At 57.3% G+C, this 16,518-nt stretch carries 16 protein-coding genes and 1 tRNA gene; 7 read left to right on the top strand and 10 right to left on the bottom strand.

The window, feature by feature from the left end; genetic code table 11:
• The first annotated feature begins 49 nt into the window (after positions 1 to 49).
• The 7 genes from KUV52_RS13410 to ttcA all read left to right on the top strand — a co-directional run bounded on the left by KUV52_RS13410 (position 50) and on the right by ttcA (position 6,683).
• A complete protein-coding gene (locus KUV52_RS13410; protein WP_261389983.1) occupies positions 50 to 526 on the top strand; it encodes a FixH family protein in 477 nt (158 codons plus the stop codon).
• Positions 527 to 539: 13 nt separating this feature from the next.
• Entirely contained in the window at positions 540 to 2,918 is a 2,379-nt protein-coding gene (locus KUV52_RS13415; RefSeq protein ID WP_222526850.1) for a heavy metal translocating P-type ATPase, read from the top strand.
• Positions 2,915 to 3,073 carry a cbb3-type cytochrome oxidase assembly protein CcoS gene (ccoS, locus tag KUV52_RS13420; protein WP_222526430.1) on the top strand — a complete coding sequence of 53 codons (159 nt, stop codon included), beginning with the start codon at positions 2,915 to 2,917 and terminating at the stop codon, positions 3,071 to 3,073. The genes KUV52_RS13415 and ccoS overlap by 4 nt, the downstream gene beginning before the upstream one ends.
• A complete protein-coding gene (locus KUV52_RS13425) occupies positions 3,070 to 3,756 on the top strand; it encodes a sulfite exporter TauE/SafE family protein (RefSeq protein WP_222526431.1) in 687 nt (228 codons plus the stop codon). Before ccoS ends, KUV52_RS13425 begins: the two co-directional genes overlap by 4 nt.
• A gap of 54 nt (positions 3,757 to 3,810) precedes the next feature.
• Positions 3,811 to 4,563, top strand: a complete 753-nt coding sequence (locus KUV52_RS13430) for an FNR family transcription factor (RefSeq protein WP_222526432.1) — start codon at positions 3,811 to 3,813, stop codon at positions 4,561 to 4,563.
• Between the two features lie 120 nt (positions 4,564 to 4,683).
• Complete coding sequence (gene uspE, locus KUV52_RS13435) at positions 4,684 to 5,616, top strand: universal stress protein UspE (protein WP_222526433.1); 933 nt, start codon at positions 4,684 to 4,686, stop codon at positions 5,614 to 5,616.
• A gap of 128 nt (positions 5,617 to 5,744) precedes the next feature.
• A complete protein-coding gene (ttcA, locus tag KUV52_RS13440) occupies positions 5,745 to 6,683 on the top strand; it encodes a tRNA 2-thiocytidine(32) synthetase TtcA (RefSeq protein WP_222526434.1) in 939 nt (312 codons plus the stop codon).
• Positions 6,684 to 6,807: 124 nt separating this feature from the next.
• On the opposite strand, the gene KUV52_RS13445 is transcribed toward ttcA, so the two are convergent.
• From KUV52_RS13445 to KUV52_RS13490, 10 genes are all read right to left on the bottom strand, one after another.
• Positions 6,808 to 7,434 carry a DUF2987 domain-containing protein gene (locus tag KUV52_RS13445; RefSeq protein ID WP_222526435.1) on the bottom strand — a complete coding sequence of 209 codons (627 nt, stop codon included), beginning with the start codon at positions 7,432 to 7,434 and terminating at the stop codon, positions 6,808 to 6,810.
• Positions 7,431 to 8,228 (bottom strand): glucosaminidase domain-containing protein, encoded by a 798-nt coding sequence (locus KUV52_RS13450; protein WP_222526436.1) that lies wholly within the window; start codon positions 8,226 to 8,228, stop codon positions 7,431 to 7,433. The genes KUV52_RS13445 and KUV52_RS13450 overlap by 4 nt, the downstream gene beginning before the upstream one ends.
• Before the next feature lie 2 nt (positions 8,229 to 8,230).
• The gene (locus KUV52_RS13455) at positions 8,231 to 8,947 is read right to left on the bottom strand and encodes a hypothetical protein (protein ID WP_222526437.1); all 717 of its coding nucleotides are present in this window, start codon (positions 8,945 to 8,947) and stop codon (positions 8,231 to 8,233) included.
• A 284-nt stretch (positions 8,948 to 9,231) separates the two neighbouring features.
• Positions 9,232 to 9,305 (bottom strand) — tRNA-Cys (locus tag KUV52_RS13460).
• Between the two features lie 245 nt (positions 9,306 to 9,550).
• A complete protein-coding gene (locus KUV52_RS13465; RefSeq protein ID WP_222526438.1) occupies positions 9,551 to 10,741 on the bottom strand; it encodes an amino acid aminotransferase in 1,191 nt (396 codons plus the stop codon).
• A gap of 64 nt (positions 10,742 to 10,805) precedes the next feature.
• The gene (locus KUV52_RS13470; RefSeq protein WP_222526439.1) at positions 10,806 to 11,894 is read right to left on the bottom strand and encodes a lipocalin-like domain-containing protein; all 1,089 of its coding nucleotides are present in this window, start codon (positions 11,892 to 11,894) and stop codon (positions 10,806 to 10,808) included.
• Between the two features lie 2 nt (positions 11,895 to 11,896).
• Entirely contained in the window at positions 11,897 to 14,245 is a 2,349-nt protein-coding gene (locus KUV52_RS13475; RefSeq protein ID WP_222526440.1) for an FtsX-like permease family protein, read from the bottom strand.
• Positions 14,242 to 14,907, bottom strand: coding sequence for an ABC transporter ATP-binding protein (locus KUV52_RS13480; protein ID WP_261389985.1), 666 nt, complete (start codon positions 14,905 to 14,907; stop codon positions 14,242 to 14,244). Before KUV52_RS13480 ends, KUV52_RS13475 begins: the two co-directional genes overlap by 4 nt.
• Before the next feature lie 33 nt (positions 14,908 to 14,940).
• Positions 14,941 to 15,903 (bottom strand): phosphotransferase, encoded by a 963-nt coding sequence (locus KUV52_RS13485; protein WP_222526441.1) that lies wholly within the window; start codon positions 15,901 to 15,903, stop codon positions 14,941 to 14,943.
• The gene (locus tag KUV52_RS13490; protein WP_222526442.1) at positions 15,900 to 16,496 is read right to left on the bottom strand and encodes a DUF2238 domain-containing protein; all 597 of its coding nucleotides are present in this window, start codon (positions 16,494 to 16,496) and stop codon (positions 15,900 to 15,902) included. The genes KUV52_RS13485 and KUV52_RS13490 overlap by 4 nt, the downstream gene beginning before the upstream one ends.
• Positions 16,497 to 16,518: the final 22 nt, after the last annotated feature.

The raw sequence follows: 16,518 nt of genomic DNA on the forward strand, positions 1-16,518 counted from the left end.
TCCATCGCCTCAGTAGTATGGGAGCCCGCTCCCAATGGAAGGTAGAAACATGAAAGTGACCCCCTGGTATAAGCAGTTCTGGCCCTGGTTTCTGATTATCTTGCCGGCCTGTGCTGTCGCAGCCTCTGTCTACACCTTTTTCATCGCTGCCAACTCCCAGTTTTCCATGGTGTCTGAGGACTACTACAAGGAAGGCAAAGGGATTAACCAGGATCTGTCACGGATCCGTGCCGCCAAGAACCTGGGCCTGACGTTCGCCCTGGAAGTGGATGAGAACGAGATCCGCATCATTCAGCATGGTGGCAAGACCATCGATACGGCGATTGAGCTGGAGTTCCACCACGCCACCCTTGAACAGTATGACTTTGTAGAGAAGCTGTTTATGGACGGTACCGGCACCTATCGTCTGCGCCTGGACGCCCCGCTTCAGGGTAAATGGCTGGTGCAGATCGACGCCTACGACCAGAGTTGGCGCCTTCAGACCCGCGCCACCCTGCCCCACGACGGTGTGATCTGGTTGAACTGATATGAGCCTGGCCATGACTTCGCAGCGCTGTTATCACTGCGATGAGCCGGTACCGGCCAACGCAACCTTTTCCACCCTGATCGATGACGTTGAGCAACCGATGTGTTGCCCTGGCTGCGCCGCCGTTGCCGACGCCATCGTTTCCGCAGGGCTATCCGACTACTACCGCTATCGTACCGAGAAAGGCCAGCAGCAGGATGTCCCTGAAGCGTTGGCCAGTCTGATCGCCTATGACCTGGATGAGGTGCAGCAGGAGTTCGTCGCTGCTCGAGGCGATCTGAAAGAGGTGTTGCTGTCCGTCGATGGGATCAGTTGCGCCGCCTGCGCCTGGTTGATTGAAAAACATCTGGCCGCCCTGCCCGGTGTTGCCCGAATCAGCGTTAACACCACAACCCAACGTGCAGTGCTGCGTTGGGATGCTGGCCAGCAAAAGCTGTCTGATCTGCTGTTGGCGATGAACCAGATTGGCTACCACGCCGCGCCGTTCCAGCAAGACGCCCAGGAGGAAAAGAACGCCCGAGAGAGCCAGAACTTCCTGCTTCGGATTGGCCTTGCCGGCCTTGCCACCATGCAGGTGATGATGCTGGCCGTGGCGCTCTATACCGGCTACTTCTACGATCTGGAGCCGGAGTACCGGGACTACTTCCGCTGGGTCAGTATGATTTTTGCGACCCCGGTGGTGCTCTACTCCGCCCAACCTTTCTACTTCAGCGCGCTGCGGGCGCTGATGAGCTTACGCGTCAATATGGACGTGCCGGTGTCCATCGCGATTCTCCTCGCGTATGGCGCCAGCTGTGTCGCTACGGCCAAAGGCACCGGTGAAGTGTTCTTTGAGTCGATCTCAATGTTCACCTTCTTCCTGCTGCTGGGCCGTTTCTTTGAACAGCGCGCCCGCCGAAAGGCCAGTGAGAACGCCAGTAACCTCCAGAAGCTTATCCCCGCAACCGCACTGTTGCTGGAGAATGGCGAGGAACGACAGGTGGCGGCGAAGAGCCTTAAGCCGGGCCAACGCTACCGGGTATTGCCGGGTCAACGCATTGCCGTAGATGGCGTGTTGATCAGCGGCGAAAGTGGCGTCAATGAATCGATGCTCACCGGTGAGCAGGAGCCGGTTCGTAAACTCGTGGGCGCCCCGCTCTATGCCGGCACGGTCAACCTCGACCAGCCTATCGAAGTCGAGGTCACCACCGTTGGTGCGGAACAGCGCATCAACACCCTGGTGAGACTGCAGGAGGAAGCGGCGGCCCAGAAGCCCCAGATTGCGGAGTTCGCCGACCGGGTGGCCCAATATTTTGTGCCCGTCATCCTGGTACTGGCGCTGCTAACCTATCTGTTCTGGCATCAGTTCGCCCCGGAAGATGCCTTCTGGATCATGCTCTCCGTCCTGGTTGCGACCTGCCCCTGTGCACTCGCTCTGGCCACACCAGCAGCACTCACCTGTGGCACCAACCGGATGATGCAGCAGGGCCTGTTGGTCAAGAGTGCACGGGTCCTCGAAGCCCTGCCCAAGGTTACGCATCTTCTGTTTGATAAGACCGGCACCCTCACTGAGGGCCAACTGAGCATTCAGACCGTCCATCGCTTCGCTGAGCAAGAGGATCAAAACACTCTGCTGAAGCTGGCTGCGGCTCTGGAGGCCCACTCCTCCCACCCGGTAGCGAAAGCCTTTGCTCCCCATCGTGATCTGGCACTTCAGGCCCACTCGGTCATCAACCACACCGGACAAGGCCTGGAAGGGATCATAGACGGTCAGCGCTACCGTATCGGCCAGCAACGCTTTATCGGTACTGAACTGGGTGAATCCGGTTGGGTCTTCCTCGCCCGTGAAGAACAGGTGATTGGCGCCTTTGAACTGGCCGACCGCCTGCGTCCCGATGCCCCGGACACCATTGGGCAGCTTCAGCAGCAAGGTATGATTTGCGAGATGCTCTCCGGTGACCCCAACCCGCGTGCGCTGGATCTGGCAGAGCAAGTCGGCGTGAGTCATGCACTGTTTGACCGTAGCCCGGAACAGAAGCTTGAGCGGGTTGCCGAACTGCAGAGACAGGGCCACCGTGTCGCGATGTTTGGCGACGGCATCAATGATGCGCCGGTATTGGCCGGGGCGAATGTCTCCGTCGCCATGGGCAGCGGTACGGATTTGGCCAAATGCCATGCTGACCTGGTGTTGCTGGGCGATAAATTGGGGCCGGTGATCCGTGCCATCGATACCGCCCGCGAAACCAACCGGGTGATCCGGCAGAACCTGGCCATCTCATTGTGTTATAACCTGCTTATTCTGCCCTTGGCGGTCAGTGGCAATGTGCCGCCCTATCTCGCGGCTGCTGGTATGTCGCTCAGTTCGCTGGTCGTTGTGGCCAACAGTCTGCGCCTTTTGAAGAAAACCTCATGAGCATCATCTACGTTCTGATCCCGATAGCCATACTGTTTGTCTGCTTTGCGGTCGCAGCCTTCTTCTGGGCGGTTCGCAGTCGTCAGTACGACGACCTCGACCGTGAGGGCTACTCCATCCTGTTTGACGAAAAAGACCCGAAAAACAAACCGTGAACGGCGAATATCAGTTCTTTGCGGCGCTGCTGGTTGGCCTGATGGGCGCTGGGCACTGTTTTGGCATGTGTGGGGGCATCGTCGGCGCGTTTAGCCAGGCACTGCCTGCTCACCGCCCACTGGGCCAGCGTATGGGCTTTCTGTTTGCCTATAACTCCGGTCGGATCTTTAGCTACATTGTGGCTGGTGCTGCGGTTGGCGGTTTAGCTGGCGCGCTCGGCACCCTGTTTCAACTGGACCACTATCTGGCTGTGCTGCAACTGCTGGCAGGCGTCATGCTGGTGCTGATGGGGCTGTATATCGCTCAGTGGCTCCCCCTGCTTGCTCATGTAGAAAGAGCCGGAAAGCCGATCTGGCAGGCTATGGCGCCGTTACGTCAGCGTTTTCTGCCCATCGACACCACAGGAAAAGCGCTTGGCGCGGGCATGTTGTGGGGCTGGTTACCCTGCGGGCTGGTGTACTCTACTCTCACCTGGGCATTGGCCTCCGCCAACCCGGTAGAAGGGGGTATCATAATGGCGGGTTTTGGCCTGGGTACCCTGCCAGCACTGGTCGCAATGGGCGCTGCAGCAGATAAAATTGCGCAGATTATCCGGAAAAAGCAGGTTAAGTGGTTGAGCGCAGTGGTGTTAATTGCCTATGGGGGGCAAATGTCATATATTGCGCTAAATCAAATAATGTAGCCTGATTGGGACCTGTCAGGTACCATTGAACGGATACTGACCAATGGGAACAGCATGAAATTGGATAGCCTACACGCAAAGCGGCAAGCCGGCAGTGGTTGCACCATTCACTGCCACGACTGCAGCCTTTCAGAGTTGTGTATTCCTTTTACGCTCAGCACCAATGAGCTGGATAAGCTGGACTCGATCATCGAGCGAAAACGGCCGATTCAGAAAGGTGATCTGCTGTTCCAGTCCGGTCAACCTCTCCGTTCACTCTTTGCCATCCGTTCTGGATCCATTAAGTCCTACACCATCACCGAGTCCGGTGAAGAGCAGATCACCGCATTCCACCTAGCTGGCGACGTTGTGGGCTTCGACGGCATCCATGCCGACACCCACCAAAGTTTTGCCCAGGCCCTGGAAACGGCCATGGTGTGTGAAATCCCCTTCGACACCCTCGATCAACTCTCCGGCTCCATGCCGCGTCTTCGTCAGCAGATCATGCGTCTGATGAGCAACGAGATCATGGGCGACCAGGAGATGATTCTGTTGCTGTCCAAGAAGAACGCAGAGCAGCGCCTGGCCGCGTTCATCAGTAATCTGGCCACCCGTTTTGGCAATCGCGGTTTCTCCTCCAAAGAGTTCCGCCTCTCCATGACACGGGGTGACATCGGTAACTATCTGGGGCTCACCGTAGAGACCATCAGTCGCCTGCTGGGCCGGTTCCAAAAGTCGGGTCTGATTGAGGTGAAAGGCAAGTACATCACCATTACCGACCCGGACGCGCTACAAGAGTTAGCCGGACACGCCCGCATCGGTCGCTAAGTTCTCTCAACGCCCAGCTAAATGCTGGGCGTTCTCTTGTTGGTATCTGATCTAGAACAAGGAAAAAGGCCCAGCTTTTGCCAACCTATAGGTGAGGGCCATTGGCTTAAGGAGACACTCATGGGAACCTACAAACGCATCCTGGTCGCGATTGACCCCACCCACGAGGCGCAACCTGCGCTCATCCGGGCGGCACACCTGGCCAAGTGCTGCGATGGCCATCTGACACTGCTGGTCTGCATCTTTGATTTCTCCTACGAAATGACCTCCATGTTGTCGGTCGACGAACGAGAAGCGATGCGAAACAGCATTGTCACTCAACGCCAGGCATGGCTGGAACAGCAGGCACGCACCTATCGGGATCAGGGCATCTCCGTCGATACCAAGGTGGCCTGGCACAACCGTCCCTTTGAAGCGATCATTGAGCAGGCGATTACCGGCCAGCACGATGTGATAGTCAAATCCACGCATCACCACGACAAGCTCAAATCCGTTATCTTCACCCCGACAGACTGGCACCTGCTGCGGAAATCTCCGGTGCCGGTATTGCTGGTCAAAGAGGGGAACTGGCCTGAGCAGGGCAAAGTTCTGGTGGCGGTGAATGTTGCCGCTGAGGATGAGGCCCACCAAACGCTGAACGACCATATCATCGGTCATGCCAAGAAGCTGGCCCGGGCCATCAATGGCGAGATCCATCTGGTTAATGGTTACCCGGGCACGCCGGTTAATATCGCCATCGAGTTGCCTGACTTCGATGCTCACGCCTATAACGAATCGCTGAAGGCCCACCATCAGCTTCGCATCAGCGAACTGGCTCGACAGCATGATATTGATGAGCAGCACTGCCACGTTATCGAAGGCTTGCCGGAGGATGTGATCCCAGAGCTGGCTGAAGAGTTGGAAGCGGAGTTGGTGGTGCTGGGCACCGTTGGCCGCACCGGCTTCTCTGCAGCCCTTATCGGCAATACCGCAGAGCACGTTATTGACAGTCTGGAGTGCGACCTGCTGGCGATCAAACCGGAAGGCTTTGAGTCGCCGGTAAAACCGGAGTGATCCCAATCACCCCCTACAGCTACGGCGGCCTATAGTGCCGCCGTTTTCTTTGCCTGCCCCTTTACCCTTGCGGGTCTTGCTGGAATAATGCCGCACCTGTTCACTAGGCCTTTTTGAGGACTCCATCAGTGCAAGAGCTGAGTCAGAAGCAACAAACCCGGCTAAACAAACTGCAAAAGCGGCTGCGCCGCGAAGTAGGCAGCGCCATCGACGATTACAAGATGATCGAAGAGGGCGATGTGGTGATGGTATGCCTGTCCGGAGGTAAGGACAGCTACACCCTGCTGGATATCCTGTTGAATCTGCAGCATCGTGCACCGGTAAACTTCCAGTTGGTGGCAGTCAATCTGGACCAGAAGCAACCGGGATTCCCTGAAGAGATCCTGCCGGACTACCTCAAAACACTTGGGATCGCTTACCACATCCTGGAGAAGGACACTTACTCCATCGTTAAGGAGAAGATCCCGGAGGGCAAAACCACCTGCTCTTTGTGCTCTCGCCTGCGTCGTGGCACCCTGTACGGCTTTGCCCAGAAGATCGGTGCAACCAAAATCGCGCTCGGCCACCACCGTGACGACATCATTGAGACGCTGTTCCTGAACATGTTCTACGGCGGCAAGCTCAAAGCGATGCCACCTAAGCTGCTGTCCGACGACGGCGCGAATATGGTGATCCGTCCGATGGCGTACTGCCGCGAGAAAGACATCGCAGAGTACGCCGATCTGAAGGCGTTCCCCATCATTCCGTGCAATCTGTGCGGCTCTCAGGAGAACCTGAAGCGCAAGATGGTTAAAGAGATGCTCAACGACTGGGACAAGCAGTTCCCGGGCCGCATCGAAACCATCTTCACCGCCCTGCAGAACACTGCCCCCTCTCAGTTGGTTGACCGCAACCAGTTCGATTTTGTCGGACTGGAGCGTGATCCGGACGCCGAGTTTACCGGTAGCGTTGCTGAAGCTGACCTGCCAGCGTTCGACTTCCTGGATGCCGACAACTCCGGTCATATTCAGCTGGATAAGCGTCAGGAAGAGGCGCGTATTGACGTGGTCAACGTCTACCAACCCTAAACCGCGTTAGACGAAAAGGGCCCCATTACGGGGCCCTTTTTGGATCTGGCTACCGCTGCCCTACCCCAACTTACCGCTTCAAACGTTGCTTGGTCGAAAAAAGGGCCGCAATTGCGGCCCTGTCTTAGCGCTCGATGTAGGGACTGATCCAGATAGGCGGTTGGGAAAACACCACAGTGTCCTCTCCCAATTGGTCCAATCGCAAAGTGAGGCGACCAGAGTCGACTTCTGCTTCCCACTTGGCAGGCTGAACCTCGGTGCCCTCCGCCAGCATCACCACAACGCCGCTGACGTCAGGTTGCAACCAGCGGAAGGGAAAGCCAGCGAAACGCTTTAACACGCCGTCAAACTGCCCCACCATCGCCTGCCAATCAGATTGGGTAAACCGTTGCTGAGTCGTGTCGCTGTAGCGAAGTTGCATCGCGAAATCGCACTGGGCCTCGTCTTCAACCTGAACGCTCAGCACCGCTTTATGGTCTTTGAGCTCAGCATCGAACGGCACCAGAAGTTCCTGGCGAGGGCCGATGGTGAGTGGCAGGGTGTTACCCCGATCGATGATGCTGCCCCCCTGAATGGTGCAGGGCTCGCGACGCTCCCGGTGGTTCAGGTAGAACGCCATGCTGACCAGGGGATAGTCGGTTTTATTGACCACCTTCAGACGATCATAGAAACCGCCATATTCGAGATTTAACGCCTGTGCAGGCAGCGCTAACGCAGCAGTGAGCGCCGCGGCAATCGTCCGTGATTTCATAGCAGATAGGTCCGATTTTGATTGAGCATGGTGAGCAGCTCATCGATGTAAGCTTCTTTTCGCTCTGAATAGCGGATCAATCCCGGGATCAGGTCTTCTGCGCTGGGGGTTTTCCCTTGCAGTCGCATCTTCTGGCGAATATCCCGCAATTCCCGGTAAGCGGGATTGGTATTCAGGTTACGCAGATAGGAGGAGACCGAGTCCTGGACACTGTCAAAACGGGCGACCTCATGATTCATCCCACCCTGACGTTGATTGGGTACCAGGCCACACCCTTTTCGGAAACACCACTGGCCAAAATAGTTCTGGCCTTCGCGGGCAAAGCGGGAACTGCCCCACCCTGTCTCATTCGCGGCCTGAACCAGCACCATGGCGGTGGGAACCTCATCGACGCGAACCAGCAGGTCATCAAGGGTTTCCGGGGTAAAAGCACGGATCTCAACACCGTACACGCCAGCCAGATTGGAAAGGTGGGTAGACTCAGCCTCACTCAGGGGCTGACTCAACAACAAACGTTCCTGAGCGCGCTGAATGAAGGCGCGTTGCTCCGCGATCTTGCGGTTCTCCGCTTCGACCATAGGACGAAGAAAGTTGAAAAACGCCTCCTTCTTCTCAGCCACATCGGTGTAGGCATCGAAATCGGGTTGGCGACTGACCGGAGCGTTTTTGACCACCCTCAGTCCCGCCATTGGCGCTTCGGGACGAACCGCTTCGGTCTCAACCCAGAGCAATGCTGCAGCGACAGCACTGAGGCCCAGAACCACGCTGGCCAAACGGCCGGTTTTAACTGCCATGGTTACGCCTCAAAGTGAGAGTCAGAACGGGTTTCTTCAGACTTGGGCTCCTCAGGGGTAGCCGCTTGCGGAGAGAGTTCAGGGAACAGTTCCCGGAACAGCACACCCTTCATATGGAAGAACATCGGGATCGCGAGTACGAGACCAAGCCCCATCGGGATGGTGGCAACCATCAGGATGACGATCATCGCGGAATAGACGGTGATCACCGCAAACAGTTGGCCATGCACCACCTTGGCGGAATCAATCATTGCCTTGATTGGGGAGCCGCGATGGAACAGGTAATAGAGATTCGCCTGGCTCAATACCGCCATAAGGTAGACACCGGGGAGTACCAGCAAGAATAGGCCGAGGTTAACCACTACCGCAGTGACCAGGGCAATCAGCGACAGCGGGACCGCCATGGCCCAACTCCGGAACACCATGCTCATCTCAACCGGTTGGCCGGTGGCACGGCGCCACCCCATGTACGCCAGGGCGGCTTCAAAAGGGGCCAGGATAAGAACCAGAATCAGCTGTACCGGTTCCATAGACTGTTTGAGCTGTTCGGCGTCGGTAAGATCCAACCCCTGCATGCTGGCATACAGTTGCACCAGCAACATGGCGCTGGCCACCAGAATGACAAAGGTTAACAGCGATGCCCCAAGCAGGGGGTTCAGGTTTTGGCGGGTTAACTCCCACGCTTCCCTGAGTACCGCAAATACGTCCAGTTTCTGCATCGATTTTCGCGTTAGGTTTCTGGGTCAAAACGGCGATTATACCCATCCCCCACCCGACAAAAAACGTCGAATCTTCCGATTGTGCTGTAAAGAAAACCGAAGTTTACACCTTAACCGGTACCAGAAGGACGAAAATCACCAGCACAAGCGTGCTGAGCAGGTACAAGCGAATGAGCGATCCTTGTTTCATCATTTGGCCCTGTTCGTTGGAGGGCCACTGAGTATAGGCAACTTTTTTAAGGGGCAAACGAAAAACCCCCACCGATGGGTGGGGGTTTCGAAGATGGAGGCGCGTCCCGGAGTCGAACCGAGGTCCACGGATTTGCAATCCGCTGCATAGCCACTCTGCCAACGCGCCAAGGCTTTCAGGCTGTCCCCGAAAGCGCGAGCAATTAAAACAGAAAGGACCGAGGGACACAAGCGCCGTTTGCACTCTGCCAGAGCAGATATTTGAAGTTGCTCTAATTTTTCAATGAACCACCTGTTTGAGTGGTTAAAAAACGTCAGAAGAGGCGAATTTGGCACCACCGAGCCGCCGGTTCAGTGGCGTTCGAAACATAAAAAAGGCGCCTTAATTGGCGCCCTTTTAGGTTCGGTATCGGCTTAGTAGACCGAAGCGATGGCTTGGATAAGCGTCGGCAGGTTGGACTCGGTCATGCCAGCGACATTGATGCGACCGGAGCCAACGATGTAGACTCCGAAATCCGCTTTCAGTTTCTCGACCTGGTCTTTGTTCAGGCCAGAGAAGCTGAACATGCCGTTTTGCTGCTCGATAAACCCGAAGTCACCCGGTACACCGGCTTCCGCAAGTCCAGCAACAAAAGCCTGACGCATGCGATGAATGCGTTGGGACATCTGCGCCAGTTCCTCAAGCCACAGGGCTTTAAGTTCGGCGTCGGCAAGAATGGTCGCCACAATTTGTGCGCCATGAGACGGCGGGTTGGAGTAGTTGGTACGGATCACGCGCTTCACTTGCGACATGCCCCGCTCTGCGGCGTCGGCATCGCCAGCCACCAGAGTCAGAGCGCCAATACGCTCGTTGTAGAGACCAAAGTTCTTGGAGAAAGAGCTGGCCACCAACAACTCCCCCAACTGCTCTGCAAAGTGGCGCAAACCTGCCGCGTCGCTTTCAACGTCTTTGGCAAAACCCTGGTAGGCAAAATCAAACAGCGGCAACCAGCCATGGGCCTTGGCGCTGGCCGCCATCTGTTGCCACTGCTCGAAACTCGGATCGACGCCGGTCGGGTTGTGACAGCAGCCATGAAGGATCACTACATCGTCGCTGCCCAGGCTGTTCAGGTCGGCCAACAGTCCATCGAAGTCCAGGGCACGGTTCGCTGCGTCGTAGTAGCAATACTCCTTCACCTCGAGGCCAGCACTTTCAAAGATGCCGCGGTGGTTGGCCCAGGAAGGGTTGGAGATCCAAACCCGCTTACCCGGCAGGTTAGTGGCAATAAAGTCGGCTGCAATTCGCAGTGCACCAGTACCACCGGGCGCTTGTGCTGCACGGGCACGGCTGGCTTTGATCACCTCGTGGTCAGCACCAAACAGAAGAGACAATACTTGCTCCCGATACTGGGGATGACCATCAATACCGAGGTAGCCCTTGGTGGATTCGGTTTCCAGAATGTGGGCCTCAGCGTGCTTTACGCAGGTCAGGATCGGGGTCTGGCCAGCCTCATCCTTGTAGACACCCACACCAAGGTTAATCTTGTTATCGCGGGGATCAGCGCGGAAGGCTTCGTTCAGGCCAAGGATTGGGTCAGCTGGAGCAAGTTCTATCTTTTCAAACATGGGCTTAAGGACTAACAGCTAGAGGAGGGTCGAGCGCCCGTTATACCATGCTCAAAATGCTCTGTCAGCGGGGGGAACTCCCTCTTCCGGTCATCTCTACAAATCCGACGCCGTCTTGGCTTCCCGTCACCTTGACCGGTCCCTCCCAGTAAACGATGTCCAACTGATTGCGTTGATCCTGCGAACGGGTTTCTATCTTCAGTGATATTCCATATTTTGGCAGCGAAAGCGTCCATTTGACCGGATAGGTTGAGTCACCCAGTTCCACCCACTCTTCCGCTTGCCAGTGAATAACATCATTCGCTAACGCAATGAGGGCCCCATCGGGTTGGATCAGAGAACCATCGCAATGGTCTTGCCCAGACTCAGCCGCCAGCAAGCAGAACACCATCAGGTTTTGGCCATCATCGAGTTGAAGCCCCATCCAGTCCCAGCCGCTAAAGCGCTCATCCAGAAACGCCGAAGACCACTCCCTGTCCAGCCATGCCGAGCCGCTGACCTTTCGCCAACCGTCACCCGGATCGAGGTAGCCCTGAACGCGCAATCTAGGGAGGCTGTAGTAATAGGATGCCAGTTTTCCGTCGCCACTTTTGTCGCTGAACCCCTGGTCGCCGTGCTGTACCAGGGGGCTGTCGTCCAACTGAAGGGCGATGGCCAATCCTGCTTCGCTGGCCACCAGATGGAGAGGCTGCAGTGACGTCCCCGCGCTGCGGAGCCACCAGTGGTCGATGCCTGCCACAAAAGGCTCAGGCTCAATCCGAACCTGGGCAGCGCGACCAGCCCGCTGCCAGGCCCGATGATGGCCTTCGGTTTCATGCATCAGGTGGGCAAGATAGCCTTGCCCGTCCCACCAAAAGCTCTGGGTGCCCGCCGGCCCCCGGAATCGAAACAGGGTCCACTGCAAACCATGGTGTTCACCGTGTTCATCCGAGAGATTGGCAGTGACATACCACCACTCAAGACCATATTCACCATGAGGACCATGGTCCCTTGGGAACGTCAGGGTGTAGCCGGGTTCGACCGGAACGCCAAACTCGGAGGTCACAAAGCCAGGAGGTGTGGGCTGTCGTTCACACCCCGTCAGCATCAGGGCGGCGGCGAGCAGTATGCCAGTCCCTGCTGCACCACCAATCTGCCCAGGTTTCCTCTCCATGCCTAACTCTCCATCGCCATCATTGTGGCCGGTGCTGTTTTCAGTTCCCGGTAGGTTGGCCATATCGCCAGCACCAGGCCGCCGGTCAGCGCCATCACCAGATAGCTCCACCAGCCCCCACTGAGGGGATGTACTGCCATGGTCCAACCAAAGCTCAAGGGGTTCACCAGGCTGAGCAACTGGTATCCAAGGATCTGGCCCCCAACCATGCCAATCAACAGGATAGCGAGCAGGAGTGCGAACACCTGCCAAACCCGGGCCCAAAGCAGTTGGCCCGGCGTGACACCGATGGACAGCAGCACCCCATGGTCATGACGCCATAACCGACTGGCCGACGCTACGCTGGCCAGCCAACTGACAAACCCAACGAGCAAGGTCAGGCTCGCCAGGGCATTGGTGATCACAAAGGTGCGGGAAAACAGGGTTAAGGCCAACTCTCGCAGTGCGCCCTGAGGCCGAATCGCACCATCGGGGATCCCCAATTCAGTAAGACGGTCTCTTACCCAGTCGGGCGAATCTGGCGTGGTGATGGCCACGCCCTCAAGCGGGACATGTCCGAGCCCGGCCTCAACCAGGTCTCGCTGCATAGTCACCTGGCCACCCGGGTTTCCGTAGTCGTACTGAATCGCCACAAGCCGACAGCTTAATGTTCTCTGGCCGCTTTGAATGGGGATACGCGCGTCCAGGGCCAGCCCCAGTTGAAGTGCCAGGGGCTCATTGACGATGCAGCCCCCCTCCCCCATGGCTGTCCACCAGTCCGGGGTCGATGCCTTGAAATGGGTAAAGGGCCAGGGCTGTTCCGTCGCTTCGTGAACCACGATCCGAACCGGGTAGTCGTTAACGCTACCATGACGAGAACCAATGGTTTCCACATACACCTCATCAGGGAGCGAATTCAGCTTCCCCAGCCAGGACCTCAGCGTTTTCTCCTGACCTCCAATGTAGTAATCCGCGAACAGGCGCTGATTCAGATGGTCTACCAGAGCCACTTCAAATGACCCCACCATCACCCGGGTAGAAACAGCCATCGCCAACGCCAACGTGATCGCCATCGCCGCCAAAGACAGGTGCTGCCGTTGCCGCTCCTGGTCCGACGCTGCCCAAAGCAGGGTTGCCGCCTGCTCCGGAAGAAGCCGAAGACTGAGCGCAGCCAACCCTCGCTGTACCCACGCCATCAGTTGCGGCGCGACCAGCAGGATGCACAATACCGTCAGGGCACAAACCAGCAGCGCCTGCCAAGCCTGCGTGGCGTTTTGCCAAAGCAATAGGGTCACCAAAACGCACAGGGGCAAAGACCATCTTGCCCAACGCCCCTGGGGTCGCCACAGTGTCCAGGCGCCCATCAACACCATTGAGCCCCATAACAACACGCTGATCTCCAGTGCCTGAACCACAGACCAGTTCACCTGCAATCCACTGCGCATCCCGTACAGGTTTACCAGGGTATCGCCAAGGCCCGGAGCCAGTTGTTTGGCCAGTGCCACGCCGACCGCACTGCCAATCGCCCCACAAAGCAGCGCCAGAACACTCCACTCGGTTAAGATCACCCACAGGTACTCTCGGCGTGTAATGCCCAACTGCTGCATAACACGATGAGCCCGGCGCCGTTTGAGCAGCAATCTTTCAAACGCGTGAAAGGCCAATAACAGCGCGACCGCAAAGGCCAGTACGGAAAGCGCGGAGAGGTTGAGGTTGAGTGCAGCCAGCAATCCCTTCTGAGCCGGATTGTCCTGAGTTACGAGGCTCAGTTCCGGCGGCAGCAAGTTCAACACATGCGCTTTGTCCACCTCCGTCAGAGCGGGCAGCGTCAGATAGGTCAGCTTATCGTCACTGTCGAGCACCTGTGCCAGGGGAGCCAGATCCATCAGGAGAAAGGGGCCGAGACCCTCAACCAGGGTGATGGGTGGCAAACGGGTTCCGTCACTGAGTTGTAACTGTTGTCCGGCTACCCAACCGCGCCTTTCAGCCAGGGCGCGATCAGTCAGCATGGTCCACTCATTATGATGGGCTAGCAGGGTGTTCCCAGCGTTTCTTAATCGAAGCCAATCCCCTTCAGTCAGCAGCGCCCTGCCCTCCAGCATCGGTTCGGTATCGATGCCAGCGCGACGCAACGAAAGCCAAAGGGCATGAGGTATGTGATGCCCCGAGATTGAGGCCTGTATTCTCCAGGGGCGCGAGTCCTGAGTCTGTTCGCTCGACTGTGCGAAGCTGGCTCGTGCCGCCCGATTCAATACTTCGATGGCGCTTAACAATGCCCCGGCGTTGACCAGACCCAAAACCAGCCAGAGCATCAGTGCCCGATGCTGGCGCCACTCTCCCAGAATCCATCGAAACCAAAGCCCCGCCATCATCCAGTCGCCTGATGAAGTTGGCCGCTGTGTAGGCGTAGCCGATAGTCAAACCCCCGCGCCAGGGATTCACTGTGGGTGACCATAATGACCGTACTGCCCAGCTCCCTGGCTAAAGCTTTAAGTTGAGCGACGACGATCTGGCTGTTGGACTCATCCAGATTACCGGTTGGTTCATCCGCCAGAACCAAACCCGGCTCATGGATAAGCGCCCGGCACACCGCGACACGTTGCTGCTCCCCTCCACTAAGTTGATGAGGATAGCGGGACAACAAAGCCGACAGCCCCAGGGCATCGGCCAGCATCTGAAGACGGCGTGGCTTGCCCTGCCGACCCAGCAAGCGATGGGGCAAGAGAAGGTTGTCGTAGACACTCAGGCTTTCCAGGAGTTGGAAGTGCTGAAACACAATGCCGATTCTGCGCCGGAACAGCGCCAGCTCAGTGGCGCTCTTGCCAACCAGGTCATAACCCAGAACGGTGAGCGAGCCCTGTTGGCACGGTTCCAATCCCGCCATCAGGTTCAGTAGCGTGGTTTTTCCGGTGCCACTGTCTCCCACAAGGCTGCACTGAGCACCCGCAGGAAGGGAGAGGTCCAGCCCACTGAGGATGGGCCGGGGATGGGTACCGTCGAGGCGGCTAAAGTGCAAGGCGCTGATCTCAATCATGATCAAACCTTACGTCAGGAATCGGGTTCAGGCTCAGAAGCGCAGAAAAAAATCTCGCTGAGACAAAACCTGTTCAACCACCGCCAGGCTGTACTCGTTTACCTTCCAATGGGCCGGTGCCCAACCGTCAAGAAAGCGAGCAAAGTCGGCAACAGCGACGGGATAGAGCCTGCGCCACTCCTGCTCCAGCTGCTTGCTGGACGGCTCCGGAAGGGTCAGGAAATCGGCCAAAAGCTCAAAGTAGCGGTTGAGCCAGTAGTCCGTCTGTTCCTGCAACTCCGGGCCATCGAACACACTGCCAAGAAAATAGGCAAGATCAACCACGCCTGCGCCGCGCCCAACATACTGAAAGTCCACCGCAGCGACAGACGCTTCGCCAAAACAGAAGTTGGCGGCCTTAGCGTCCCCATGAACCAGGGTTTGCCAACGCGCCCCCTTCAGGGTCCGGTCGATATCTGAGGCTGCTGCCTTCAGGGAAGCATTTTCCATCCGTTGCCACTCCTCCTGCCGGGTATCCAGGTGCCAGTAGCCACCTCGCGCCCACAGGCCCGTGCCCTTGTCGCCAATAAACCTGGCATGGAACTGTGCTAACCAGCGAATGCAATGGTCTATCTGGGCCGGACCAGGTGTGTCGAAACGCTGGTCAAACCCTTCACTGTCCAAATCGGAGAGGAGAAGGTAGGTAGTGTTATCGAGTGAGGTGATACCAAGGCAACGGGGCCAGACGGCATCAACAGGCGAAAAGCGGCGGTACCAACGCTGCTCTACAAGATAACTTTCCAGCTTGCGTTGATGGCCGACGTCAGTATGCCACCCCCTCGGGTGGCGCACTTCGGTCGGTGGCGCAATCCGTTTCAGGATGACCCGTCGCCCATCTGGCCAAAGCCAGCGCTCAATGGCGCCATACCCGCTCCATAGGGACTGAATCGGTTCGCAGTGCGTAGGAGGATCGACATGCAGCAACTGCCCGATGATCGCAGAAGATTGCTGAGTCACAGCTTCGCCAACTGACGATCATGCCAGCGCCCCAACAGCAACAGAGCCAATATCGCGCCAGCCAGAGCAAAGGCCATATCCGACTGGGTGTCCCACACATAACCCTGAGTGCCCAGGAAGGCGTCGGCGGCTTCATCGCTGAGCAGCGCAACCCACCACTCGATCAGCTCATATAATGCGCTGAACGCCAGGCAGACAGACACCACAAACAGGTTCATCCAGCCACGGCTTTTCACCACGGCACGCCGGATAAGGATCTCCCTAGCCAGGATGGCGGGAACAAAGCCCTGCATCAGGTGCCCCACCTTGTCGTAGTTGTTGCGCTCAAAGCCGAAGATCGGCTTGATGGCATCAAACAGAGGCACTTCGGCATAGGTATAATGACCACCGACCATCAGCACGATGCAGTGCGCCAGAATCAGCAGGTAGAGCATGGGCGTGAGGGGGAATCGACGATAGGTGTAAAGCAGCAGTGCCGCGCCAATAAGGGCCGGAGCCACTTCAAGGAACCAGGTCAGGGTGTCCTTGGGCTGATAGCCGGACCAGAGCAGTACCAGAGTAAATACCACTCCCCAGAGAATGGGCTTGATCATCTAAATGCCGGATTAGCTGGAA

Origin of the sequence: Ferrimonas balearica, assembly GCF_019802055.1 — a bacterium.
In the GTDB taxonomy this organism is placed as follows: Bacteria; Pseudomonadota; Gammaproteobacteria; order Enterobacterales; family Shewanellaceae; genus Ferrimonas; species Ferrimonas balearica_A.

Excerpts from the sequence above, each read along its gene's own strand:
- KUV52_RS13415 (WP_222526850.1), top strand. The coding sequence starts at position 540 with ATGACTTCGCAGCGCTGTTATCACTGCGATGAGCCGGTACCGGCCAAC.
- KUV52_RS13490 (WP_222526442.1), bottom strand. The coding sequence starts at position 16,496 with ATGATCAAGCCCATTCTCTGGGGAGTGGTATTTACTCTGGTACTGCTC.
- uspE (WP_222526433.1), top strand. The coding sequence starts at position 4,684 with ATGGGAACCTACAAACGCATCCTGGTCGCGATTGACCCCACCCACGAG.
- KUV52_RS13445 (WP_222526435.1), bottom strand. The coding sequence starts at position 7,434 with ATGAAATCACGGACGATTGCCGCGGCGCTCACTGCTGCGTTAGCGCTG.
- KUV52_RS13470 (WP_222526439.1), bottom strand. The coding sequence starts at position 11,894 with ATGGAGAGGAAACCTGGGCAGATTGGTGGTGCAGCAGGGACTGGCATA.
- KUV52_RS13480 (WP_261389985.1), bottom strand. The coding sequence starts at position 14,907 with ATGATTGAGATCAGCGCCTTGCACTTTAGCCGCCTCGACGGTACCCAT.
- KUV52_RS13410 (WP_261389983.1), top strand. The coding sequence starts at position 50 with ATGAAAGTGACCCCCTGGTATAAGCAGTTCTGGCCCTGGTTTCTGATT.
- KUV52_RS13450 (WP_222526436.1), bottom strand. The coding sequence starts at position 8,228 with ATGGCAGTTAAAACCGGCCGTTTGGCCAGCGTGGTTCTGGGCCTCAGT.
- KUV52_RS13455 (WP_222526437.1), bottom strand. The coding sequence starts at position 8,947 with ATGCAGAAACTGGACGTATTTGCGGTACTCAGGGAAGCGTGGGAGTTA.
- KUV52_RS13475 (WP_222526440.1), bottom strand. The coding sequence starts at position 14,245 with ATGATGGCGGGGCTTTGGTTTCGATGGATTCTGGGAGAGTGGCGCCAG.
- KUV52_RS13430 (WP_222526432.1), top strand. The coding sequence starts at position 3,811 with ATGAAATTGGATAGCCTACACGCAAAGCGGCAAGCCGGCAGTGGTTGC.
- ccoS (WP_222526430.1), top strand. The coding sequence starts at position 2,915 with ATGAGCATCATCTACGTTCTGATCCCGATAGCCATACTGTTTGTCTGC.
- KUV52_RS13465 (WP_222526438.1), bottom strand. The coding sequence starts at position 10,741 with ATGTTTGAAAAGATAGAACTTGCTCCAGCTGACCCAATCCTTGGCCTG.